The sequence below is a fragment of the Providencia sp. UF-224 genome (assembly GCF_058245955.1).
On record NZ_JBSICC010000040.1, the window covers coordinates 1 to 20,833 of the forward strand.

General features: G+C 42.2%; 18 protein-coding genes and 1 other annotated feature. Of the genes, 13 read left to right on the forward strand and 5 right to left on the reverse strand.

The features are described from left to right. The first annotated feature begins 261 nt into the window (after positions 1-261). Together gshA and luxS are read left to right on the forward strand one after the other, a co-directional pair. The gene (gene gshA, locus AC4IFO_RS20945) at positions 262-1,827 is read left to right on the forward strand and encodes a glutamate--cysteine ligase (RefSeq protein WP_353244678.1); all 1,566 of its coding nucleotides are present in this window, start codon (positions 262-264) and stop codon (positions 1,825-1,827) included. Between the two features lie 154 nt (positions 1,828-1,981). Further along, positions 1,982-2,497, forward strand: a complete 516-nt coding sequence (gene luxS, locus AC4IFO_RS20950) for an S-ribosylhomocysteine lyase (protein WP_206084773.1) — start codon at positions 1,982-1,984, stop codon at positions 2,495-2,497. 65 nt (positions 2,498-2,562) lie between these two features. Here luxS and AC4IFO_RS20955 read toward each other — a convergent pair whose 3' ends face one another. After that, positions 2,563-3,849 carry a CNNM domain-containing protein gene (locus AC4IFO_RS20955; RefSeq protein ID WP_490737330.1) on the reverse strand — a complete coding sequence of 429 codons (1,287 nt, stop codon included), beginning with the start codon at positions 3,847-3,849 and terminating at the stop codon, positions 2,563-2,565. Between the two features lie 41 nt (positions 3,850-3,890). After that, positions 3,891-4,682 (reverse strand): cytochrome C assembly family protein, encoded by a 792-nt coding sequence (locus tag AC4IFO_RS20960; RefSeq protein WP_490737332.1) that lies wholly within the window; start codon positions 4,680-4,682, stop codon positions 3,891-3,893. A 374-nt stretch (positions 4,683-5,056) separates the two neighbouring features. On the opposite strand from AC4IFO_RS20960, the gene ffh reads away from it, so the two are divergent. The 8 genes from ffh to AC4IFO_RS21000 all read left to right on the forward strand — a co-directional run bounded on the left by ffh (position 5,057) and on the right by AC4IFO_RS21000 (position 13,138). After that, positions 5,057-6,418, forward strand: a complete 1,362-nt coding sequence (ffh, locus tag AC4IFO_RS20965) for a signal recognition particle protein (RefSeq protein WP_490737334.1) — start codon at positions 5,057-5,059, stop codon at positions 6,416-6,418. A gap of 136 nt (positions 6,419-6,554) precedes the next feature. Continuing rightward, positions 6,555-6,803, forward strand: coding sequence for a 30S ribosomal protein S16 (rpsP, locus tag AC4IFO_RS20970; protein WP_004264823.1), 249 nt, complete (start codon positions 6,555-6,557; stop codon positions 6,801-6,803). Between the two features lie 18 nt (positions 6,804-6,821). Then, positions 6,822-7,367 (forward strand): ribosome maturation factor RimM, encoded by a 546-nt coding sequence (gene rimM / locus AC4IFO_RS20975; protein ID WP_047757188.1) that lies wholly within the window; start codon positions 6,822-6,824, stop codon positions 7,365-7,367. A gap of 38 nt (positions 7,368-7,405) precedes the next feature. Next, entirely contained in the window at positions 7,406-8,170 is a 765-nt protein-coding gene (gene trmD, locus AC4IFO_RS20980; RefSeq protein ID WP_219245952.1) for a tRNA (guanosine(37)-N1)-methyltransferase TrmD, read from the forward strand. A gap of 41 nt (positions 8,171-8,211) precedes the next feature. Next, positions 8,212-8,565, forward strand: a complete 354-nt coding sequence (rplS, locus tag AC4IFO_RS20985) for a 50S ribosomal protein L19 (RefSeq protein WP_273803285.1) — start codon at positions 8,212-8,214, stop codon at positions 8,563-8,565. Positions 8,566-9,028: 463 nt separating this feature from the next. After that, positions 9,029-10,123: a 3-deoxy-7-phosphoheptulonate synthase gene (locus AC4IFO_RS20990; RefSeq protein ID WP_273803286.1), complete on the forward strand. Its 1,095-nt coding sequence runs from the start codon at positions 9,029-9,031 to the stop codon at positions 10,121-10,123. A 13-nt stretch (positions 10,124-10,136) separates the two neighbouring features. Then, positions 10,137-11,258, forward strand: a complete 1,122-nt coding sequence (gene tyrA / locus AC4IFO_RS20995; RefSeq protein ID WP_490737338.1) for a bifunctional chorismate mutase/prephenate dehydrogenase — start codon at positions 10,137-10,139, stop codon at positions 11,256-11,258. Positions 11,259-11,572: 314 nt separating this feature from the next. After that, complete coding sequence (locus tag AC4IFO_RS21000; RefSeq protein ID WP_490737340.1) at positions 11,573-13,138, forward strand: methyl-accepting chemotaxis protein; 1,566 nt, start codon at positions 11,573-11,575, stop codon at positions 13,136-13,138. 46 nt (positions 13,139-13,184) lie between these two features. Here AC4IFO_RS21000 and pheA read toward each other — a convergent pair whose 3' ends face one another. The 3 genes from pheA to bamD all read right to left on the reverse strand — a co-directional run bounded on the left by pheA (position 13,185) and on the right by bamD (position 16,053). After that, a complete protein-coding gene (pheA, locus tag AC4IFO_RS21005; protein WP_490737342.1) occupies positions 13,185-14,357 on the reverse strand; it encodes a bifunctional chorismate mutase/prephenate dehydratase in 1,173 nt (390 codons plus the stop codon). A 25-nt stretch (positions 14,358-14,382) separates the two neighbouring features. Next, positions 14,383-14,501 (reverse strand) — a sequence feature (Phe leader region). 141 nt (positions 14,502-14,642) lie between these two features. Further along, positions 14,643-14,972, reverse strand: a complete 330-nt coding sequence (gene raiA, locus AC4IFO_RS21010; protein ID WP_206084780.1) for a ribosome-associated translation inhibitor RaiA — start codon at positions 14,970-14,972, stop codon at positions 14,643-14,645. 349 nt (positions 14,973-15,321) lie between these two features. After that, entirely contained in the window at positions 15,322-16,053 is a 732-nt protein-coding gene (bamD, locus tag AC4IFO_RS21015; RefSeq protein WP_206084797.1) for an outer membrane protein assembly factor BamD, read from the reverse strand. Between the two features lie 137 nt (positions 16,054-16,190). Between bamD and rluD the strand changes: the two genes are divergently transcribed. The 3 genes from rluD (at position 16,191) to clpB (ending at position 20,600) form a co-directional block, all read left to right on the forward strand. Continuing rightward, positions 16,191-17,168, forward strand: coding sequence for a 23S rRNA pseudouridine(1911/1915/1917) synthase RluD (rluD, locus tag AC4IFO_RS21020; protein WP_490737344.1), 978 nt, complete (start codon positions 16,191-16,193; stop codon positions 17,166-17,168). Next, positions 17,168-17,902 carry a purine nucleoside phosphorylase YfiH gene (gene yfiH / locus AC4IFO_RS21025; RefSeq protein WP_490737346.1) on the forward strand — a complete coding sequence of 245 codons (735 nt, stop codon included), beginning with the start codon at positions 17,168-17,170 and terminating at the stop codon, positions 17,900-17,902. The genes rluD and yfiH overlap by 1 nt, the downstream gene beginning before the upstream one ends. A gap of 124 nt (positions 17,903-18,026) precedes the next feature. Further along, positions 18,027-20,600 (forward strand): ATP-dependent chaperone ClpB, encoded by a 2,574-nt coding sequence (gene clpB, locus AC4IFO_RS21030; RefSeq protein ID WP_490737348.1) that lies wholly within the window; start codon positions 18,027-18,029, stop codon positions 20,598-20,600. The last annotated feature ends 233 nt before the right edge of the window (positions 20,601-20,833 follow it).

Consider the following 20,833-nt stretch of genomic DNA (forward strand, 5'->3'; position numbering starts at 1 on the left):
ATCCGTAGCTCAGCTGGATAGAGTACTCGGCTACGAACCGAGCGGTCGGAGGTTCGAATCCTCCCGGATGCACCATCATAAGAAAGACTCCTCAACTTGAGGAGTTTTTTTTTGCCTGAAAAGTCAATTAAATAACATTTTCAATGCATCTTTTGCGCTAATCCCTCCTAAACCACACATCTAGACAGCGACAATTTATGTGATTTAAGCTAAAGTAATTGCCTTAATAAAATAAATTAACATCACAGGCGGGAGGTCGATTTGATCCCGGACGTATCGAAAGCGCTCTCATGGTTAGAGGCGCACCCAGAAACACTCAATGGCATTCAACGTGGTATTGAGCGCGAAACATTGCGTGTAACTCCAACAGGCTCAATTGCAGAAACGCTGCATCCTGAAGAGTTAGGGCAAGCTTTAACACATAAATGGATCACGACAGATTTTGCGGAGTCCTTACTCGAATTTATTACTCCTGTAGATAAAAGTATTAGCCATAACTTGGCTTTTCTCAGGGATTTACATCGCTATACTGCGCGTCATCTTCAAGATGAAAGAATGTGGCCACTCAGTATGCCGTGCTTTATCGAAAGTGAAGATAAAATCACTCTTGCTCAATATGGTACTTCTAATGTCGGGCGCTTTAAAACCCTATACCGTGAAGGCCTTAAAAATCGTTATGGCGCATTGATGCAGACGATAGCAGGGGTGCATTATAACTTTTCTTTGCCAACTGAGTTTTGGCAGGCATGGGCAGGTGTTGATGATCCTGAAAGTGAAAGCGGTAAAGAAAAAATTTCAGATGGCTATTTACGCTTGATCAGAAACTACTATCGTTTTGGCTGGGTGATCCCATATCTATTTGGTGCATCCCCTGCTATTTGTGGCTCTTTCTTAAAAGATAGGGATACCACGTTAACATTCGATAAAACCGAATGTGGCACTTATTATTTGCCTTATGCGACATCTTTACGCATGAGTGACCTTGGTTATACCAATAAATCACAAAGTGATTTGAATATTACATTCAATAAACTGGGTGAATATGTTGAAAACCTGAAAAAAGCCATTCACAAGCCTTCCCCTGAGTTTGAAAAACTGGGTGTGAAAAAAGATGGCAAATACGTTCAGCTTAATTCTAACGTGTTGCAAATTGAAAATGAACTCTATGCCCCAATAAGACCTAAACGCGTCCCTAAAGGCACTGAGTCGCCTTCTGATGCGTTATTGCGTGGTGGTATCGAATACATTGAAGTGCGCTCTTTAGACATCAACCCGTTCAGTGCTATTGGTGTAAATGAAACCCAAGCGCGTTTTGTTGATCTATTCTTAATATGGTGCGTGCTTGCCGATGCGCCAGAAATGAATGCTCAGGAACTTGATTGTTGTCGCCAAAACTGGAATCGAGTGATCCTCGAAGGGCGCAAACCTGGCCAAGTGATTGGTTTTGGTTGTGGTAGCGAAGTGAAACCATTGGTGGAAGTCGGCCAGCAGTTATTTAATGATTTGATTCGTGTCGCTGAAGTGCTCGACACTTGTTGTGATGCGAAATATCAAGATGTTTGCCATCAGTTTGTTGCGATGTTTGAAGACCCAACCCTAACATACTCCGCGTTAGTCATGGATGAAATGTTAGAAAAAGGCATCGGGGGTTACGGGTTAGAATTAGCTGAAAAATATTTTGAACAGTTAATCAATGAGCCGTATGAAGTCATCACGGAAGAACAGTTTGAACAAGCAAGGTTAGCTTCTATTGAGAAACAAGCGAAGATGGAACAGAGCGAAACTGAATCCTTTGAAGACTATCTACGCATTCACGCAGGACGCTAAAAGAAAGTGGCCACTCAAGGTGGCCAAATAAAAATCTCTTAGAGAATTAGGGATGATAACAAATTGCGCGTCTTTCATTAATTAAGACTCCGCATTTTCAAAATAGTTTCATTTATTTTAAAAATATATTTTTAATTTTTGAGGAGGTCACGAAATGCCATTATTAGATAGCTTTACTGTCGATCATACTCGCATGGCAGCGCCCGCTGTTCGTGTGGCAAAAACGATGAAAACGCCAAGTGGTGATACCATCACTGTTTTTGATTTGCGTTTTACCGTGCCAAATGAAGAAGCGATGACGGAAAAAGGGACTCACACATTAGAACACTTATTCGCAGGTTTTATGCGTGACCACCTTAACGGCAATGGTGTCGAAATTATCGATATCTCCCCGATGGGTTGCCGCACTGGGTTTTACATGAGTTTGATTGGTCAGCCAGCTGAACAGCGTGTCGCTGATGCGTGGAAAGCCGCAATGGAAGATGTTCTAAACGTCAAAGACCAAAACAAAATTCCAGAGTTGAACGTATATCAGTGTGGCACTTATAAAATGCATTCACTGGAAGAAGCTCAGCAAATCGCGCGTAATGTGTTGTCATCAAACATTGGTATCAATAAAAATGATGATTTAGCATTACCAGCGGACAAACTGGAACAGCTTCACGTTTAGTTTTTGATGTGTTCTTGCATATAAAAAACGTCTGAATTATTCGGGCGTTTTTTTGCGAAAAAAAACTATAAGTCAGGGATTTGAGAGCTAAAAGTCAGCGGGGTGATCCTCACTTGCTTAATGGTATTCTCATTCATGGCCAATACCTCAATCATGTAATGACCCACGACAATTTGCTCTTCAAGCTGTGGAATATCTCCGATTACCTCGAGTACCATACCGTTAACCGTTCTAGGTCCGTCCACAGGCAAATTCCAATCAAACGCCTTATTCAGGTCTCGAATACTGGCTGAGCCGTCTACAAGGACACTACCATCGCTTTGAGGCAAAACTTCTTCTGCTAACGAAGGGGACATCGAAGTCGTAAAATCACCGACAATTTCTTCTAATATATCTTCTACCGTGATTAGCCCTTGAATTTCGCCGTACTCATCTACAATAATCCCCAGCTTTTCTTTTTTGTGTTGGAAGTTAATGAGCTGAACATTTAGCGGTGTACTATTGGGAATAAAATAAATATTGTCTGCAGCTTTAATGAGATTCTGTTTGTTGAACTCACGTTTTTCCATCATTAATCGATAGGCTTCTCGTACCCGTAAAATACCAATTGAATCATCGAGGGAGTCACGGTAAAGCACTATCCGGCCGTGAGGAGAATGCGTTAGCTGCCTGATAATTGATTTCCAATCATCATTAACGTCAATGCCGACAATTTCATTCCTTGGCAGCATAATATCGCCAACCGTCACCTTGTCTAAATCCAGTATGGAAATCAGCATGTCTTGATTACGGCGGCTAATCTTATGTTTTGACTCATTAACAATAGTGCGCAGCTCTTCCTTGTTTACTGCATCTGTGCGAGCCGTTAAGGAACGAATACCTAAACAACGTAAAAGGAGTGCAGAAATCGTATTAAAGGTCCATACCACTGGCATCATAATGATTTGCAAGGGTTTTAGAAGATAGCTGCTGGGGAATGCGATTCTTTCAGGGTAGAGTGCAGCGAGTGTTTTTGGCATCACTTCTGCAAAAATCAGGATCACAAACGTTAAAATCCCCGTTGCCATCGCCACACCTGCGTTGCCATATAAGCGAATGCCTATGATGGTGGCTAAGGCAGAAGCAACGATATTAATTAAGTTATTGCCAATCAGAACGAGGCTGAGCAGTTTATCCGGGTGTTTAAGCAGTTTTTCGACACGAATTGCCGAGCGGTTACCTTGTTTTGCTAAGTGTTTTAAGCGATAGCGATTTAATGTCATCATCCCCGTCTCTGAAGCGGAGAAGTAGGCTGACACAAAAATTAAAACAATCAGTATGATGATTAGCGTACTGGTAGACACATCATCCAAAACAAGGTTCCTTATTGCAATATGGGAAGGCTAGTGAAAACTCAAGGTACCATAAACTGTTGGAGTAGACGGTTACCAAAAAAAGCCATGGTTAAAATGATTGAGCCAGCCACATGGAAGAATAAAACGCGTTTTCCGCGCCAGCCACCGTGGAAGTGCCCCCAAAGCAAGGTAATGTAGACAAACCAAGCAATCACCGATAACACCGATTTATGGATGTTTTCTTTATCAAAGATATTATCCATATAAATAAAGCCAGTACATAAAGTGAGTGTGAGCAAAATGACACCTACTTGGGTGATATGGAACATTTTACGCTCTACCACCATCATCGGCGGCATATCAGGGCTAAATTTTAAGGTTTTATTTTTGAGTTGGTGGTCAATAAGCGCAACTTGAAATGCATACAGGGCTGCGATAAGTAACGTGGCATAGCTTAATAAGGCTAAACCGATATGTACAAACAGTGGCACGCTGGCTTCTAAGTGAGTAATAAACTCACCGGGCATGATTGTTGAAAGCAATAAATTAATGATAGCAAAGCTATACACTACAGGGGTTAAGTACCATGCTTTTCCACAATAGGCGACAACAGTCATAATCAGGCACATCAGTAAACTTACCGCAGAACCAAGGTTTAGCAGAGTGAGATTCTGTCCATCAGCTTCACTAAAAATGAGTAATTTTAATGTGATGGCGTGCGTCACTAACGCAACAATGGCAAGTAACATTGCCAAACGGCGATAAAGTGGTTGCTTGCGCACTTGGCCTGGAACGATCAGCAGCAGGCTGATCATGTATGTACAAACTGCTATGACTGCAAATACTGGCATAGTATAGTGTCGATATTCATTTTTAGTGGAAAGTTATTTTATAGTATAACGTGTACGGGAGCTGGCTCCAACTATTGGTCGAGCCAATCATGGTACATTCGCGATAGATAGCACTTCATGTACCTACAGTTTCCACTGTTTTCCCAGAAATTCATGCCATAATAGCCCGTATCATCTGTTTCAAACAGAGGGCAGCGAAAAAATAGCAAGTGTGATACAATCGGGAAAATATTTTTTATCGTGCTTTTCCTTCGTTAAATTGAAGGTTTGATACTTATAATTCAACTTGTTGACACTAAAGCACTTGAAATTAGGCGCATTAGCAACCAGATCAGGCTAAACATCGGCCCATCAACAGAATTGAGCTAAGACATATGTTTGATAATTTAAGCGACAGACTATCGCGCACGTTGCGCAATATCAGCGGACGCGGGCGTCTCACTGATGACAATATTAAAGACACATTACGCGAAGTTCGCATGGCATTGCTGGAAGCTGACGTGGCGTTGCCCGTTGTCCGTGAATTTATCCAGAAAGTCAAAGAAAGTGCCGTTGGTCAAGATGTTAATAAAAGCCTAACACCGGGCCAAGAGTTCATTAAAATTGTTCAAAATGAACTGACTCGAGCGATGGGGGAAGAAAACCATCAGCTCAACTTGTCGGCTCAGCCGCCTGCGGTTGTGTTAATGGCGGGTTTGCAAGGTGCGGGTAAAACAACCAGCGTTGCAAAACTGGGTAAGCATTTAAAAGAGAAACAAAAGAAAAAAGTTTTAGTGGTCTCTGCTGACGTATACCGCCCAGCGGCGATCAAACAGCTTGAAACCTTAGCCGAATCGGTTGGCATTGATTTCTTCCCATCAGAAGTGCAAGAAAAGCCCGCGGCTATCGTACAAAAAGCCTTAAAGCACGCACAACTCCAATTCTACGATGTGTTATTGGTGGATACCGCAGGTCGCTTACACGTTGATGAAGCGATGATGGAGGAAATCCAAGAAGTTCATCGTATTATTAAGCCAGTTGAAACCTTATTCGTTGTTGATGCGATGACAGGGCAAGATGCGGCAAATACAGCGAAGGCGTTTAACGAAGCTTTACCATTGACTGGGGTAGTTTTAACCAAAGTTGACGGTGATGCGCGTGGTGGTGCGGCGCTGTCGATTCGTGCAATCACAGGTAAACCGATTAAATTCTTAGGGGTTGGTGAAAAAACTGACGCTTTAGAACCTTTCCATCCAGAACGTGTTGCTTCCCGTATCCTTGGTATGGGTGATGTGATTTCTCTGATTGAAGAGATTGAGCACAAAGTTGACCGTGATGAAGCGGAAAAATTAGCGAAAAAACTCAAAACGGGTGATGGCTTTGATTTAAACGACTTTTTAAGTCAATTAAAGCAAATGCGTAATATGGGTGGCATGGCGAGCATGATGAGCAAAATGCCGGGGATGTCCCAGTTACCAGACGCGGTTAAATCACAAATGGATGATAAAATCACGGTCCGTATGGAAGCGATGATTAACTCCATGACGCGCAAAGAGCGCGAAAAACCCGAAATTATTAAAGGTTCTCGTAAACGCCGTATTGCGGCAGGTTCGGGAACGACCGTGCAAGAAGTTAACCGCCTTTTAAAACAATTTGATGATATGCAACGCATGATGAAAAAAATGAAAAAAGGTGGCTTAGCCAAGATGATGCGCGGCATGAAGGGTATGATGCCTCCGGGTTTTCCGGGGCGTTAAGCAATAAAGCCTCAAACAAAACGCACTTTTGATTGATTTTTGTGTCAAAGTGAGTAAACTTTTCGGGCTTTTTATATGACAGCCGGACTCTATCCCTCGATGGAGTCTGGTTGTTTTGTTAACTAATGAGGATGTTATGGTAACAATTCGTTTATCTCGTGGCGGCGCTAAAAAACGTCCGTTCTACCAAATCGTTGTAACCGATAGCCGCAATGCGCGTGACGGTCGTTTCATTGAGCGTATCGGTTTCTTCAACCCGATCGCTGCAGGTCAAGCAGAAGAACTGCGTTTAGACTTGGACCGTGTTGAGCATTGGGTTGGCTTAGGCGCAACTATTTCTGACCGTGTTGCACAACTGGTCAAACAAGCTAAGAAAGCAGCTTAATCTGTCGCGGTGGTAACAATGAGCAAGCAAACTAAACTACAGCCACCTGAAAACCCAATTGTATTGGGAAAATTAGGTGCGGCATACGGTATTCGTGGTTGGCTCAAAGTTTTTTCGTCCACCGAGCATGCTGAAAGTATTTTTGAGTATCAGCCTTGGTTTATCCAACGTTCAGGTCAATGGCAACACATTGAAATTGAAGATTGGAAACATCATAACAAGGATATCATCGTCAAGCTGAACGGGGTCGATGACCGTGATGCAGCTGCGCTTTTGACTAACTTTGAAATTGCGGTTGATTCAACCCAACTTCCTGAGTTAGAAAACGAATACTACTGGAAAGACCTGATGGGCTGCCACGTAGTGACGTTACAAGGCTATGACCTTGGTACCATCACTGACATGATGGAGACCGGTTCGAATGATGTACTGGTCATTAAGGCGAATTTAAAAGATGCATTTGGCATCAAGGAGCGGTTGGTTCCGTTTCTTGATGGGCAGGTTATCAAGAAAGTCGATCTCGATGCCAAACTCATTGAAGTGGATTGGGATCCTGGTTTTTAAATCTCCGGTTGAACGGTTTTGATAAGTGGGACGATATCATGTGGATTGGTGTAATTAGCCTGTTTCCCGAAATGTTCCGCGCAATAACCGAGTACGGGGTAACTGGTCGGGCAGTGAAAAATGGCCTGCTAACATTTGAGTGCTGGAATCCGCGGGACTTTACCCACGATAGGCACAAAACTGTTGATGATCGCCCCTATGGTGGTGGTCCAGGCATGCTGATGATGGTGCAACCGTTAAAGGATGCAATCAACGCAGCAAGAACTGAGGCTGGTGAGGGTGCAAAGGTTATTTATCTTTCACCGCAAGGGCGCAAACTAAGTCAAGACGGTGTTTGCGAGCTGGCAACCAATGAGAAGCTAATTCTTGTTTGTGGCCGCTATGAAGGCATTGATGAGCGTATCATTCAAACCGAAGTTGACGAAGAATGGTCCATCGGCGATTACGTTCTCAGTGGTGGGGAGCTCCCCGCAATGGTGTTGATAGACTCAGTCTCTCGGTTTATACCGGGGGTGCTAGGTCACCAAGCTTCTGCTCAAGAAGATTCTTTTGCCGATGGCTTGTTAGATTGTCCTCACTATACCCGCCCTGAAGTGTTAGATGGCATGCAAGTCCCGGATGTATTACTTTCGGGGAATCACGCTAAAATAGATAGCTGGCGCATGAAACAATCACTTGGCCGTACCTGGCTTAGAAGACCTGAGCTTCTGGAAAGCCTAGCTCTGACTGACGAGCAGAGGATGTTGCTGACTGAGTTCCAACGTGAACATCAGTCTGAGCAACAAATGAATCCAGACAATTAATTGTCTAAACATATCAGTTTACCTAGGGTAAGAGAGTTATTATGAGCAACATTATTAAACAAATTGAACAAGAGCAAATGAAGCAGGACGTACCTTCATTCCGTCCGGGTGACACCGTGGAAGTTAAGGTATGGGTCGTAGAAGGCTCTAAAAAACGTCTGCAGGCATTCGAGGGCGTGGTTATCGCTATTCGTAGCCGCGGTCTGCACTCTGCATTCACTGTTCGTAAAATTTCTAACGGCGAAGGTGTTGAGCGTGTATTCCAAACTCACTCACCAGTCGTAGATAGCATTGCTGTTAAACGCCGTGGTGCTGTTCGCAGAGCTAAACTGTACTACCTGCGTGAGCGTTCTGGTAAGGCTGCTCGTATTAAAGAGCGTCTGAACGCCAAGTAATACGCTTTCGCTACATCCGAAAGTTGAAGAGGCCCGCCATAGTGCGGGCCTTTTTATATTCGTCACTATATTCGTCATATTTCAAGTTGTCGCTGTGTTGGCTTCGCTCAGCCACACAGGTCACATATTTATGTATGCTCCCTGCGATGTCCTCACTTTGCCGCCTTGCTACAACTCGAACTATTTAGAATATAGTTGAGAAGTTGATCTCTTAAATTGTAAATAAATGTTTACTAAAAAATATATTTTAGCTCTAATTTAAATGATTTTAATGTTGTAAATTTGTTAAATTTATTATTTATCAGTCAATTAGAATTATGTAAACTATTATTTACGACGGTGGAAATATTTTACATAAATGGATTGAATTGTTTACGATGCATGGTATGTTATTACCCATGCACTCAAACACAATACGTAAACAATAAACTAAGCAAATATAAGCTAATTAAGTAGGTAAAAAATGATCATGCAAAAAGATGTACTCAACAATGTGAATATTCAAGACGAGCAGGTATTAATTACTCCTGAGAGTCTGAAAGAAAAATATCCGCTGAGTCACAGCAACCTGCATGCCATTGCGACATCACGTCAAGTTATAGCGGATATTATCCATCAACGTGATCCTCGCTTACTCGTGGTATGTGGTCCTTGCTCAATCCATGATGTGGATGCTGCGATTGAATATGGTGAGCGCCTGCAAAAATTAGCCGAAGAGTTAAGTGATAGCTTATATATTGTGATGCGTGTGTACTTTGAAAAACCACGGACGACAGTGGGCTGGAAAGGCTTAATTAGTGACCCATTTATGGATGGAACATTCCAAATGGAAAAAGGCCTGCATATTGCTCGCGACTTATTGACTAACTTAGTCAACATGGGGCTTCCACTGGCGACCGAAGCATTAGACCCAAATAATCCACAATACTTAGGGGATTTATTCAGCTGGTCTGCAATTGGTGCAAGAACCACTGAATCACAAACCCACCGTGAAATGGCATCGGGTCTCTCAATGCCTGTTGGGTTTAAAAATGGTACGGATGGCAGTTTATCTACGGCAATCAACGCATTGAAAGCGGCTGCAATGCCACATCGTTTCATGGGAATTAACCAATCGGGTCAAGTTTGCTTATTGCACACCAAAGGCAACAGCAATGGCCATGTGATTTTACGCGGTGGTAAAACACCAAACTACAGCGCAGAAGATATTGCGGCATGTGAAGCCGAAATGCGTAAAGCAGGGTTGGAGCCATCATTAATGGTGGATTGCAGTCACGGTAACTCAAATAAAGATTACCGTCGTCAGCCACTGGTGGTTGATTCAATTATCGAACAAATTGTTAATGGTAATGAGTCAATTACAGGTATTATGCTGGAAAGCCATATTAATGAAGGCAACCAAACCTCTGAACAGCCACGCGATGCGATGAAGTACGGCGTTTCTGTGACAGATGCCTGCATTAACTGGCAGACAACAGAGACTGTATTGCGTAACTTACATCAGGCGCTATTGCCTGTGCTTGAACAACGCACGCAGAAATTGAGCAAAGTGAGCTGATCAAGGTATTAGTATGTCTGCTGAGTTATCCCATTTACGGGACCAAATTGATGCGGTTGATAAATCCTTATTGGATTTATTAGCCAAAAGGTTGCAACTTGTGGCGGAAGTTGGCGAAGTCAAAAGCTTACACGGGTTGCCAATTTATGTGCCAGAGCGGGAATCGAGCATGCTAGCGGCTCGCCGCGCCGAAGCAGAACGCATGGGGATCCCGCCTGATCTGATTGAAGATATATTGCGTCGGATCATGCGTGAATCTTACGCACGTGAAAATGACAAAGGTTTCAAGACGCTCAACCCGAATGCTGGCCCAATTGTTATCGTGGGCGGTGATGGGAAGATGGGGCGGTTATTTCATCGCCTTCTAACGTTGTCTGGTTACCAAGTGAAAACGCTGAATCAACAGGATTGGCCGCAGGCAGAATCCATTGTTACAGGTGCTAGCGTGGTGATGGTCAGTGTGCCAATCCACTTAACAGTTCAGGTGATCAATCAATTACCAAAATTGGGTAAAGACACTATTTTGATGGATATTGCGTCTATCAAACAACAACCATTAGAGGCCATGTTAGCTGTTCATGAAGGGCCTGTTTTGGGGCTTCACCCGATGTTTGGGCCTGATATTGGCAGCGTTGCAAAGCAAGTTTTTGCTTATTGCAATGGTCGTGGCGCAGAGTCTTATCAATGGTTCCTTGAACAGTTATTAGTTTGGGGCGCGCGTTTGAAAGAAATTTCAGCGCAAGAGCATGATAAAAACATGAGTTTTATCCAAGCATTACGCCACTTTACGACCTTTACTTATGGTCAAAACTTGGCAAAAGAGAATATCGATTTACAGCAGCTTCTTGAGCTGTCATCCCCCATCTACCGTTTAGAACTGGCGATGGTGGGGCGGTTATTTGCTCAAGACCCCCAGCTGTATGCGGATATCATCATGTCTTCGGATAAAAACGTAGAATTAATTCGCCGCTATCATCAGCTTTTAGGGCAATCTATTGAAATGCTTGAAAAGAAAGATAAAGCAGAATTTATTCGCCAGTTTAATCAAGTTAGTCAGTGGTTCGGTGAAGATGCCCACCATTTTATGAAAGAAAGCCAATCGTTGTTGCAACGTGCCAACGATAACCGCAAGTAATCATCCCCGCCTTCTATTGTGCTGTTTGCAGTAGAGGGCTTTTTTACTGTTAATTTATTGTTATTTCAGGTAATCTCTTTTTTTTTGACCATCCAATTTAGATATTTTATTTTAAATACGTAATTTTACTTATATCCTGTGCTTTTGATTAAAAAACTTCCTTTCCTGCCTAATAAAGAAATTTTCTCTCATTTAATGACAAATTAATCGATTCATAAAATTGATATTTAAAAATCGATCGATTTATATGGTAAAGATATGACGTATTTTACCGATAACACTACTCATTCAACGATGGCTAGCGTGGTAAACATATGTCTTTTAAAAATCTCAAAATTAGTATGAAGTTAACGATAGCATTTGGGGGATTTGTTACGCTTATTATTCTGAGCTCACTCTTTTCTTTGGCCAATATGAACCGAGCCAATGATGGGATGAAACAAGTTCTCTATGAAAGTTACCCTATTGCCTCAACAGCAGGGCAGATGATGGATAACTTTTATTCATTTATTGGTATTCAAGAATTGATTTTACTTGATGACCGAGGGAGCGATAAGCGGCGTGAAGAGTTAGCCAAAATTACATTAAAAATTAATGAATTGATGGAGAGCTTAGAAAAAAATGTCACGGACGACCGCTCTAAAGAGGTACTCTCTGAATTGCGGATTATTCGTCAACAATTCCACGCATCAATTTCTCGCATTAATACATTCCTTTCAGAAAATAATCGCCAAGCAGCTATTGATGAGATGATGACAAAGACATCAAGCATTCAGAGGGATTATCGAGATCACATCCAAACATTAATGGCTATTCAAGATCTCGAAATGCAGGATATTGGCCGTACTGTCAATGCCGATTATGAGAGCAATAAAATCTTACTGGCAATTCTCTCAGTGATCAGCATTGCTGCGGGTTGTGCGATGGGGTGGTTTATTACCATCATGATTACCCGCCCACTCGAAAGCGCTGTTGGTTTAGCACAGTCTATTGCCAATGGTGATTTAACGAAAGACGTTAAAGTGGACTCAAAAGATGAAACGGGAATTTTATTGAATGCACTGAATGACATGAAAGGCCAGCTAGTTGAAATTGTCCAAGAGGTGCAAAAAGGCTCTGAAAGTATTTCCGCTGCGGCAGGGCAAATCGTAGCCGGTAATCAGAACTTAGCCGCGCGCACTGAAGAGCAAGCTGCATCGGTTGAAGAGACAGCAAGTTCTATGGAACAAATTACTTCAACCGTAAAAAACACCACAGAACATACCCATGAAGCCAGCATGTTAGCAGAACAAGCAGCCGTTGTTGTACAGAATAATGGTCAGATGATGAATCAATTGACCAGTAAGATGCGAGCTATTAATACATCATCATTGCAAATGACAGACATTATTAATTTAATCGACTCGATTGCATTCCAAACCAATATTTTAGCGTTAAATGCGTCAGTCGAAGCGGCAAGAGCTGGCGAACATGGTCGCGGTTTTGCGGTGGTTGCCGGTGAAGTGCGCTTATTAGCACAAAAAAGTGCGGCATCAGCCAATGATATCAAGGGACTGATTGAGAACTCTTCATCGCAAACCAAAGAAGGTATGGAGCTCGTCGAAAAAGCGACTGAGCAAATTCATGGCATGATTGATAGTGTGAAGGAAATGAACGCGTTACTGCAAGAAATTGGTCAAGCAAGCCAAGAAGAAAGTGACGGAATTTCACAGATTAATAGTGCAGTGGGGCAATTGGATTTAACGACACAACAAAATGCTAGCTTAGTCGAGGAATCCGTTGTGGCGGCAGATTCATTAAATGAACAAGCATTCCACCTGAAAAAACTCGTGAATTACTTCCGTGTTAATTCTAACTATCAGTCAGAAACGACGGTGTAATCTTGATTAAAGGCTGCTTTTTATTTAAGCAGCCTTTAATGTTTAACTATGGTGCCACTTTTTCAGGTTCAACAGGAACAATATTTTCAGATGGATAGCAGCCTAATACTTTTATTGAACGTGTAATTGCAGAAAGTTCTTTGAGTGCTTGTTGCAGATTATCTGAACGTAAATTTGCATGAACGTCTACATAAAACATCTCTTCCCAAGGTTTGCCATTAATTGGACGAGACTCCAATTTACTCATAATTATCTTATTATTTTTTAAAATGACTAATGCATCAACTAATGCCCCTGCTTGCTGTCCTGTGGTGATCAATAGCGTGGTTTTAGCAGGAACTTGTTCAGTAACTTCAATAGATTGCGGTGCTACCACAATAAAGCGGGTCATATTGATTTGTTGGTTCGCTAAATTGTGCTCAACAACGTGTAAGTTATATAACGCTCCGCCTGCTTCGCTACCAAGAGCTGCCACATTGGGGGCGTTTTGCTCCGCAACCATCTGCATTGCCGTGGAAGTACTGTCGCAATATTTAATTTTCCACTGCGGGAATTGGGCTAAATATTGACTGCATTGCTGGAAAGGTTGAGGGTGGCTGTAAACTGTATCAATGAGGCTTAAATCGGTATTACCCGTGGTGAGCAAACAGTGGTTAATAGGTAAACGGATTTCCCCCACAATGGAGAGTGATGTATTTTGCAGTAAATCGTAAACATCATTAATTGCCCCTGAACTGGTATTTTCAATCGGTAAAATACCGTACTCTGCTTGCCCACTTTCAACTAATGAAAAAATATCTTGGAATTTATTACAGCTACATTCGACAAGTTGATCAAAATGACGAGCAGAATATTGGCGCGCTGCGATATGTGAATAAGAACCTTTGGGACCTAAAAAAGCAAAACGAGCAGTGTCACTCGGCGTTAAATTTAAGTGCTTTTGTAAAATCGCTTGTTGGGTCAATACCGAGTCTTCGATGATCATCTGAAATAAGCGAGTAATATAAAAGCCGTCAAGGCCAAGTGGCTTGCCTTTATTAATAAGAACATCCAAAAGCTGGCGTTCGCGGTCTTTATCACGAATAGGGCGGTTGTCATCAATTTTTGTTTCTGCAACTTCTGCTGCAAACCCACGGCGTTTTGCCAAAAGGTTTAGAAGCTCACTATCTAACTGGCTTATTTTTTCTCGTACTTTCAGTAAATTAGTGCTGTTTTCCATCCTGCCCACCCTGTAATGTCGTGATATAAAAAAAGCCCCCTAGTTGGGGGCTTTCTAATTTTGTCTTCTTTTCTTTCTCGAACGACAAAAGCCCCTAATTAGGAGTTGCTAAAGAAGAAAAAGAAAACAAAATTACGTTTCATGTGAATACCTTTAAATAGACTTGATTTAAATAAACCCGATACGCCATAAGAAGTCAATAAAAAAGAATTATAAACATAAAAAACGCGCCTATTGCAGGCGCGTTTTGCAAAGTTTCAAGATAAGTTGATAGATAATATAAAATTATAACGTAACGAGGTTCGCTTCTTTTACACTATTGTTGGCTCTTCTTGATTCTCCTTTATGTTGCACTTTATTGAGTTGTCTTTCGAGTTTGTTGATCAGTTCATTTATTGCAACGTACATATCTTCATGTTTGGCGCTAGCGACTAATTTACCTGTCGCTGTTTTGATATTTGCATCAACCATGAAACCTTGTGGCTCTTTTGATAAAACAATGTGCGTATTTATCAAGGAAACCTGCCACTTATCCAATTTTGTTAGACGGCTGTCAATGTGTTCACGAATAGCTGGGGTAATATCCATTTGTTTGCTAGTTATGTTCACTATCATAGTGTTACCTCTCATTGTTTCCGTCTTTGATGAATTCAGAATACGCGTTATCAGTAATAAAAAATTGATGTAGATCACATCTAATTCAGGGGGGATACAACTCACACCCGAAGTGTGATTTTGTATAAAAAAGGGAAGGAAAAGCATTGCCAAAATGAATGGATTAGGGGAAACTGATTAAGTTGGCTATCGGTACGGTTAATAGTCGGATCTTTTTTTGGGTTAAAATTTAGCTAATCTAAAAGATTGATTAATCAAGACAAAAAAGTAAGAGAACGCGGTAAATTTGGTAGCCAATCAGACAAACAAAAACAGCAGCCGAGGCTGCTGTTTTAGATCAAACTCGATATTATTGTGGGTTTGCAACAATAATACTTTCGGCTTTATTTGCTTCTTGATTTAAACCCATTTGTTTATACGCAATTTCCATGTATGGAAGGGCATTGCGTGTTGCTTCAGTGTCTGGGTAATCTTTCAGCATTTGTTCTGTACGATTAACAACCGCGACATAAGCACCCCGTTTGTTGTAATATTCAACCACAGAAAGGTCGAATTTTGCCAAACGTTCTTTTAAGTAGACTAAGCGCTTGCTAGCGTCGTTTGCATACATACTGTTAGGATAGTAGCGAACCAGCTGACTTAAGTCTTTAAATGCGACGCGAGCGTGCTGAGGGTCTCTATCTGAACGGTCGATACCAAACAAGCCTTGCAGTAAACTATCGTCCAAGGCCATCGCGGTTAAACCACGCATGTAAAGGACATAGTCAATATTTGGATGAGTCGGGTTTAAACGCATGAAACGGTCAATCGCGGCTATCGCCATTGGCAGCTCAGCTGATTTATAATAGGCGTAAATCAGGTCTAATTGAACTTGCTGGGCGTACGGGCCAAACGGATAACGGTTATCAAGGGCTTCAAACTGTTTGATAGCAGCTTTAAAGTTGCCATCCTGTAGTTTTTGCTGACCCGTTGCATAGATTTCAGCAGGGGAGCTATCAGGGCTGACTTCAGGGTTGCTGGAGCACCCAGCTAAAACCAGGCTCAACGTGGCTGCAGCCACCAGATTTTTCATACGTATCATCACGTGTAGGTTATCCTCTGAGTGTTTCGAGGGAGTCTATCCATAAGGCTCCCGGCAAAATTCGAGTTACAATAGCATATATTTTAAATGAAACGGCAGCGCCGTCAAAATACAAACACCAAAAAGTAGATTAATTTATGGCTCAACAAGTACAACTTAGTGCAATTATCGCTGAATCACAGCTCGGTCAACGTTTAGATCAGGCTTTGGCCGAATTGTTCCCTGATTATTCACGTTCACGCATAAAAGAGTGGATTTTAGATGATAGAGTGCAGGTTAATGGCAAAGTTATCAATAAGCCAAAGGAAAAAGTTTTAGGTAGTGAACAAATTTTAATCGACGCCCTTATTGAAGAAGATAATCGTTGGGAACCTCAAGATATTCCACTTAACGTTATTTATGAAGACGAAGATATCCTAATTATCAATAAACCGCGTGGATTAGTCGTGCATCCGGGTGCTGGCAACCCAGACGGAACAATCTTAAATGCTTTATTATACCGTTACCCAGAAATTGTTGATGTCCCAAGAGCGGGAATTGTTCACCGTCTTGATAAAGACACGACAGGGCTAATGGTGGTCGCAAAAACCGTTCCAGCACAAACGCATTTAGTGGAGTCTTTACAGTTAAGAGAAATCACGCGTGAGTATGAAGCGGTTGCCGTAGGTCGCATGACTGCGGGTGGTATGGTTGAAGAGCCGATTTCTCGCCATCCAATGAAAAGAACTCACATGGCAGTGCACCCAATGGGTAAACCTGCGGTCACACACTACCGTATTATGGAGCATTTTAGAGCACATACGCGTTTACGTTTGCGTTTAGAAACAGGCAGAACGCACCAAATTCGTGTTCACATGGCACATATCAACCATCCATTAATTGGCGATCAATTATACGGTGGCCGTCCTCGCCCATTGAAAGGTGCCACGGAAGAGTTTTTAGAAGTGATGCGTAATTTCGATAGGCAAGCACTGCATGCAACAATGTTGCGCTTGTATCACCCAATTTCAGGCATTCAAATGGAGTGGCATGCTCCGTTACCTGATGATATGGTTAAGCTTATTGAAGCCTTAAAGGCAGACACTGAACTTCATAAAGACAATATGGATTGGTAATGAGCACACTGATTTTCCCTGATTGGCCGCAACCTAAAAGCGTATCAAGTTGTAGCACAACCCGTGCTGGTGGTGTGAGCCTGCCACCTTTTAACAGCTTAAATCTTGGCGACCATGTTGACGATCGCCCTGAAGCCGTCAGTGAAAATCGCCAGCGCCTTGTCGACCTTGCTCAATTACCACAACAACCTGTGTGGCTTGAGCAAGTCCACGGTACGCATGTTCTTCATCTTGATGGCAGTGAAATCAAAAGCAAACAAGCGGATGCGGTATATAGCAATCAAGCAGGGCAAGTTTGTGCCATCATGACGGCGGATTGCTTACCCGTTTTGTTTTGCAACCAAGCTGGAACAGAAGTTGCAGCGGCTCACGCAGGGTGGCGGGGGCTATGTAATGGCGTACTTGAAAATACTGTTCGCCAATTTATCAGTCCCGCCAATGAAATAATGGCGTGGCTTGGCCCTGCAATTGGTACAAAAAAATTTGAAGTGGGTGCCGAAGTTAAGCAGGCGTTTGTTAATCAATCATCTGATTTGGCTTCTGCTTTTACACCTCATAATGATAAGTACCTTGCTGATATCTATTTATTAGCCCGTAAAAAGCTCAAGGCGGTAGGGATTAATGCCATTTATGGGGGCGATTTTTGCACGGTAAGTGATGAAAACAGATTTTTTTCCTACCGACGTGAGGGTAAAACGGGAAGAATGGCTTCTTTGGTATGGGTAAATAACTAGCGTTTGGAGTTTTACTCTAAATTAACAGATATAACAAAAATTATTCAATGCGAAACTTGAATATTTAAAAATAGACCTCATCTAGTATCCAGTAGCAAATTTAATCTCATTTATCGGAGGTGTTATGCGTCTGGATCGTTTAACTAATAAATTCCAGCAAGCTCTCGCTGACGCCCAATCTTTAGCCCTTGGGCGCGAAAACCAATTTATCGAACCTATTCATCTATTAAGTGCCTTATTTAATCAAGAAGGTGGCACTGTTCGTCCTTTGCTGACGACACTTGGCGTTAATGCCGTGCAATTTAAGCAAAAGATTGAAGATGCATTAGGGCGTTTGCCTCAAGTGCAAGGTGTGGCGGGAGACGTTCAACCATCAAGTGACTTAATGCGTCACTTAAACTTATGTGATCAATTGGCACAAAAGCATGGAGATGACTTTATCTCCTCTGAATTATTCCTTATCGCCGCTTTAGAAGCCAATACAACATTAGCAGACATGCTCAAAGCAGCAGGTGTTAATAAAGATAATTTAAAAAAGGCAATAGAACAGATGCGTGGTGGAGAAAAAGTGAATGACCAAAGCGCTGAAGACCAGCGCCAAGCCTTGAAAAAATATACTGTCGACTTAACTGAACGCGCAGAACAAGGCAAATTAGACCCAGTGATTGGTCGTGACGAAGAAATTCGTCGTACCATCCAAGTATTACAGCGTCGTACAAAAAATAACCCGGTATTGATCGGTGAGCCAGGTGTAGGTAAAACGGCGATTGTTGAAGGATTGGCTCAGCGTATTGTCAATGGTGAAATTCCTGAAGGGCTGAAAAATAAACGTGTTTTATCCCTCGATATGGGCGCCTTGATTGCAGGGGCGAAATACCGTGGTGAATTTGAAGAGCGTTTGAAAGCCGTTCTGAATGACCTTGCAAAACAAGAAGGTAACGTCATTCTCTTTATTGACGAGCTGCATACCATGGTTGGTGCAGGTAAAGCCGATGGTGCAATGGATGCGGGGAATATGTTGAAGCCTGCCCTTGCCCGCGGTGAATTACACTGTGTTGGTGCGACGACGTTAGATGAGTACCGCCAATATATAGAAAAAGATCCTGCGTTAGAGCGTCGTTTCCAAAAAGTGTATGTCGCAGAGCCTTCAGTTGAAGACACGATTGCAATTTTACGTGGTTTGAAAGAGCGTTATGAGCTCCATCACCATGTACAAATTACTGACCCTGCGATTGTCGCCGCAGCAACATTATCACATCGTTATATTACTGATCGTATGTTGCCAGACAAAGCTATCGACTTAATTGATGAAGCGGGTGCAAGCCTGCGTATGCAAATGGATTCAAAACCTGAATCCTTGGATAGATTGGAACGCCGTATTATTCAGCTGAAACTTGAACAGCAAGCACTGAAAAAAGAATCGGATGATGCGAGTAAAAAACGTCTTGAAATGCTAGAAGAAGAACTGGCAGAGAAAGAACGCGAGTATTCAGCATTAGAAGAAGAGTGGAAAGCGGAAAAAGCTTCGTTGACTGGTACTCAACATATTAAAGCTGAGCTGGAAAATACGCGTATCGAAATGGAAAAAGCGCGCCGCATGGGTGATTTAGCCAAAATGTCTGAATTACAATATGGCCGTATTCCAGAGTTAGAAAAGCAACTTGAAGCCGCAACCAAAGCGGAAGGTAAAAGCATGAAGCTTTTACGTAACAAGGTGACGGATGTTGAAATCGCTGAAATTTTGGCGCGTTGGACAGGTATTCCTGTTTCAAGAATGCTGGAAAGTGAGAGAGAGAAACTGTTACGTATGGAACAGCAACTTCACCAAAGGGTGATTGGTCAAGACGAAGCCGTTGTTGCAGTATCGAACGCAATTCGTCGTAGCCGCGCAGGGTTGTCTGATCCAAATCGACCGATTGGTTCCTTTATGTTCTTAGGGCCAACTGGGGTTGGTAAAACCGAGTTATGTAAAGCGTTAGCGAACTTTATGTTCGACAGTGATGATGCAATGGTGCGCATCGACATGTCCGAATTTATGGAAAAACATGCGGTATCACGTTTAGTGGGTGCACCTCCGGGGTATGTTGGTTATGAAGAAGGTGGGTACCTTACGGAAGCAGTAAGACGCCGTCCATATTCTGTCATTTTGTTAGATGAAGTTGAAAAAGCACACCCTGATGTTTTTAACATCTTACTGCAAGTGTTGGATGATGGGCGTTTAACGGATGGTCAAGGTCGCACTGTGGATTTCCGTAATACCGTTATCATCATGACGTCTAACTTGGGTTCTGATTTAATCCAAGAAAGATTTGGCATGATTGGTTACTCAGAAATGAAAGATATGGTGATGGAAGTGGTATCTCATAGTTTCAGGCCTGAGTTCATTAACCGTATTGATGAAGTGGTTGTGTTCCACCCATTAGGTAAAGAACAAATTACGAATATTGCGAATATTCAATTGGCGCGTTTGTATAAACGTCTTGAAGAGCATGGTTATGAAGTTACAGCGACACCAGCAGCACTTGAGAAAATTGGTGAAGCAGGTTTTGACCCAATATTTGGTGCAAGGCCATTGAAACGTGCAATTCAGCAGGAAATTGAAAATCCATTAGCACAAGAAATCTTGTCTGGTCGATTACTTCCTGGTAAAGCTGTTGTCTTAGATGTAGAGAACAACGAAATTGTAGCAAAACAGTAATCAATGAAGCCAGATTAGTTCATTGATCCAATAGTAAAACCCAAAGGCGGCATTCAATATGCCGCCTTTTTCTTATCAAATGGGCAATAAAAAAGCAGTTATTGGCCTAAAACTGGGCGTAAAGTGTAAAAGATAATCAGTTGAAAGTTATTTTCAAAAAAACACTTGCCAGATTTTTCTGACTCCCTATAATGCGCATCCACTGACCGGGAACAAGACAACGCAAAGCGCGA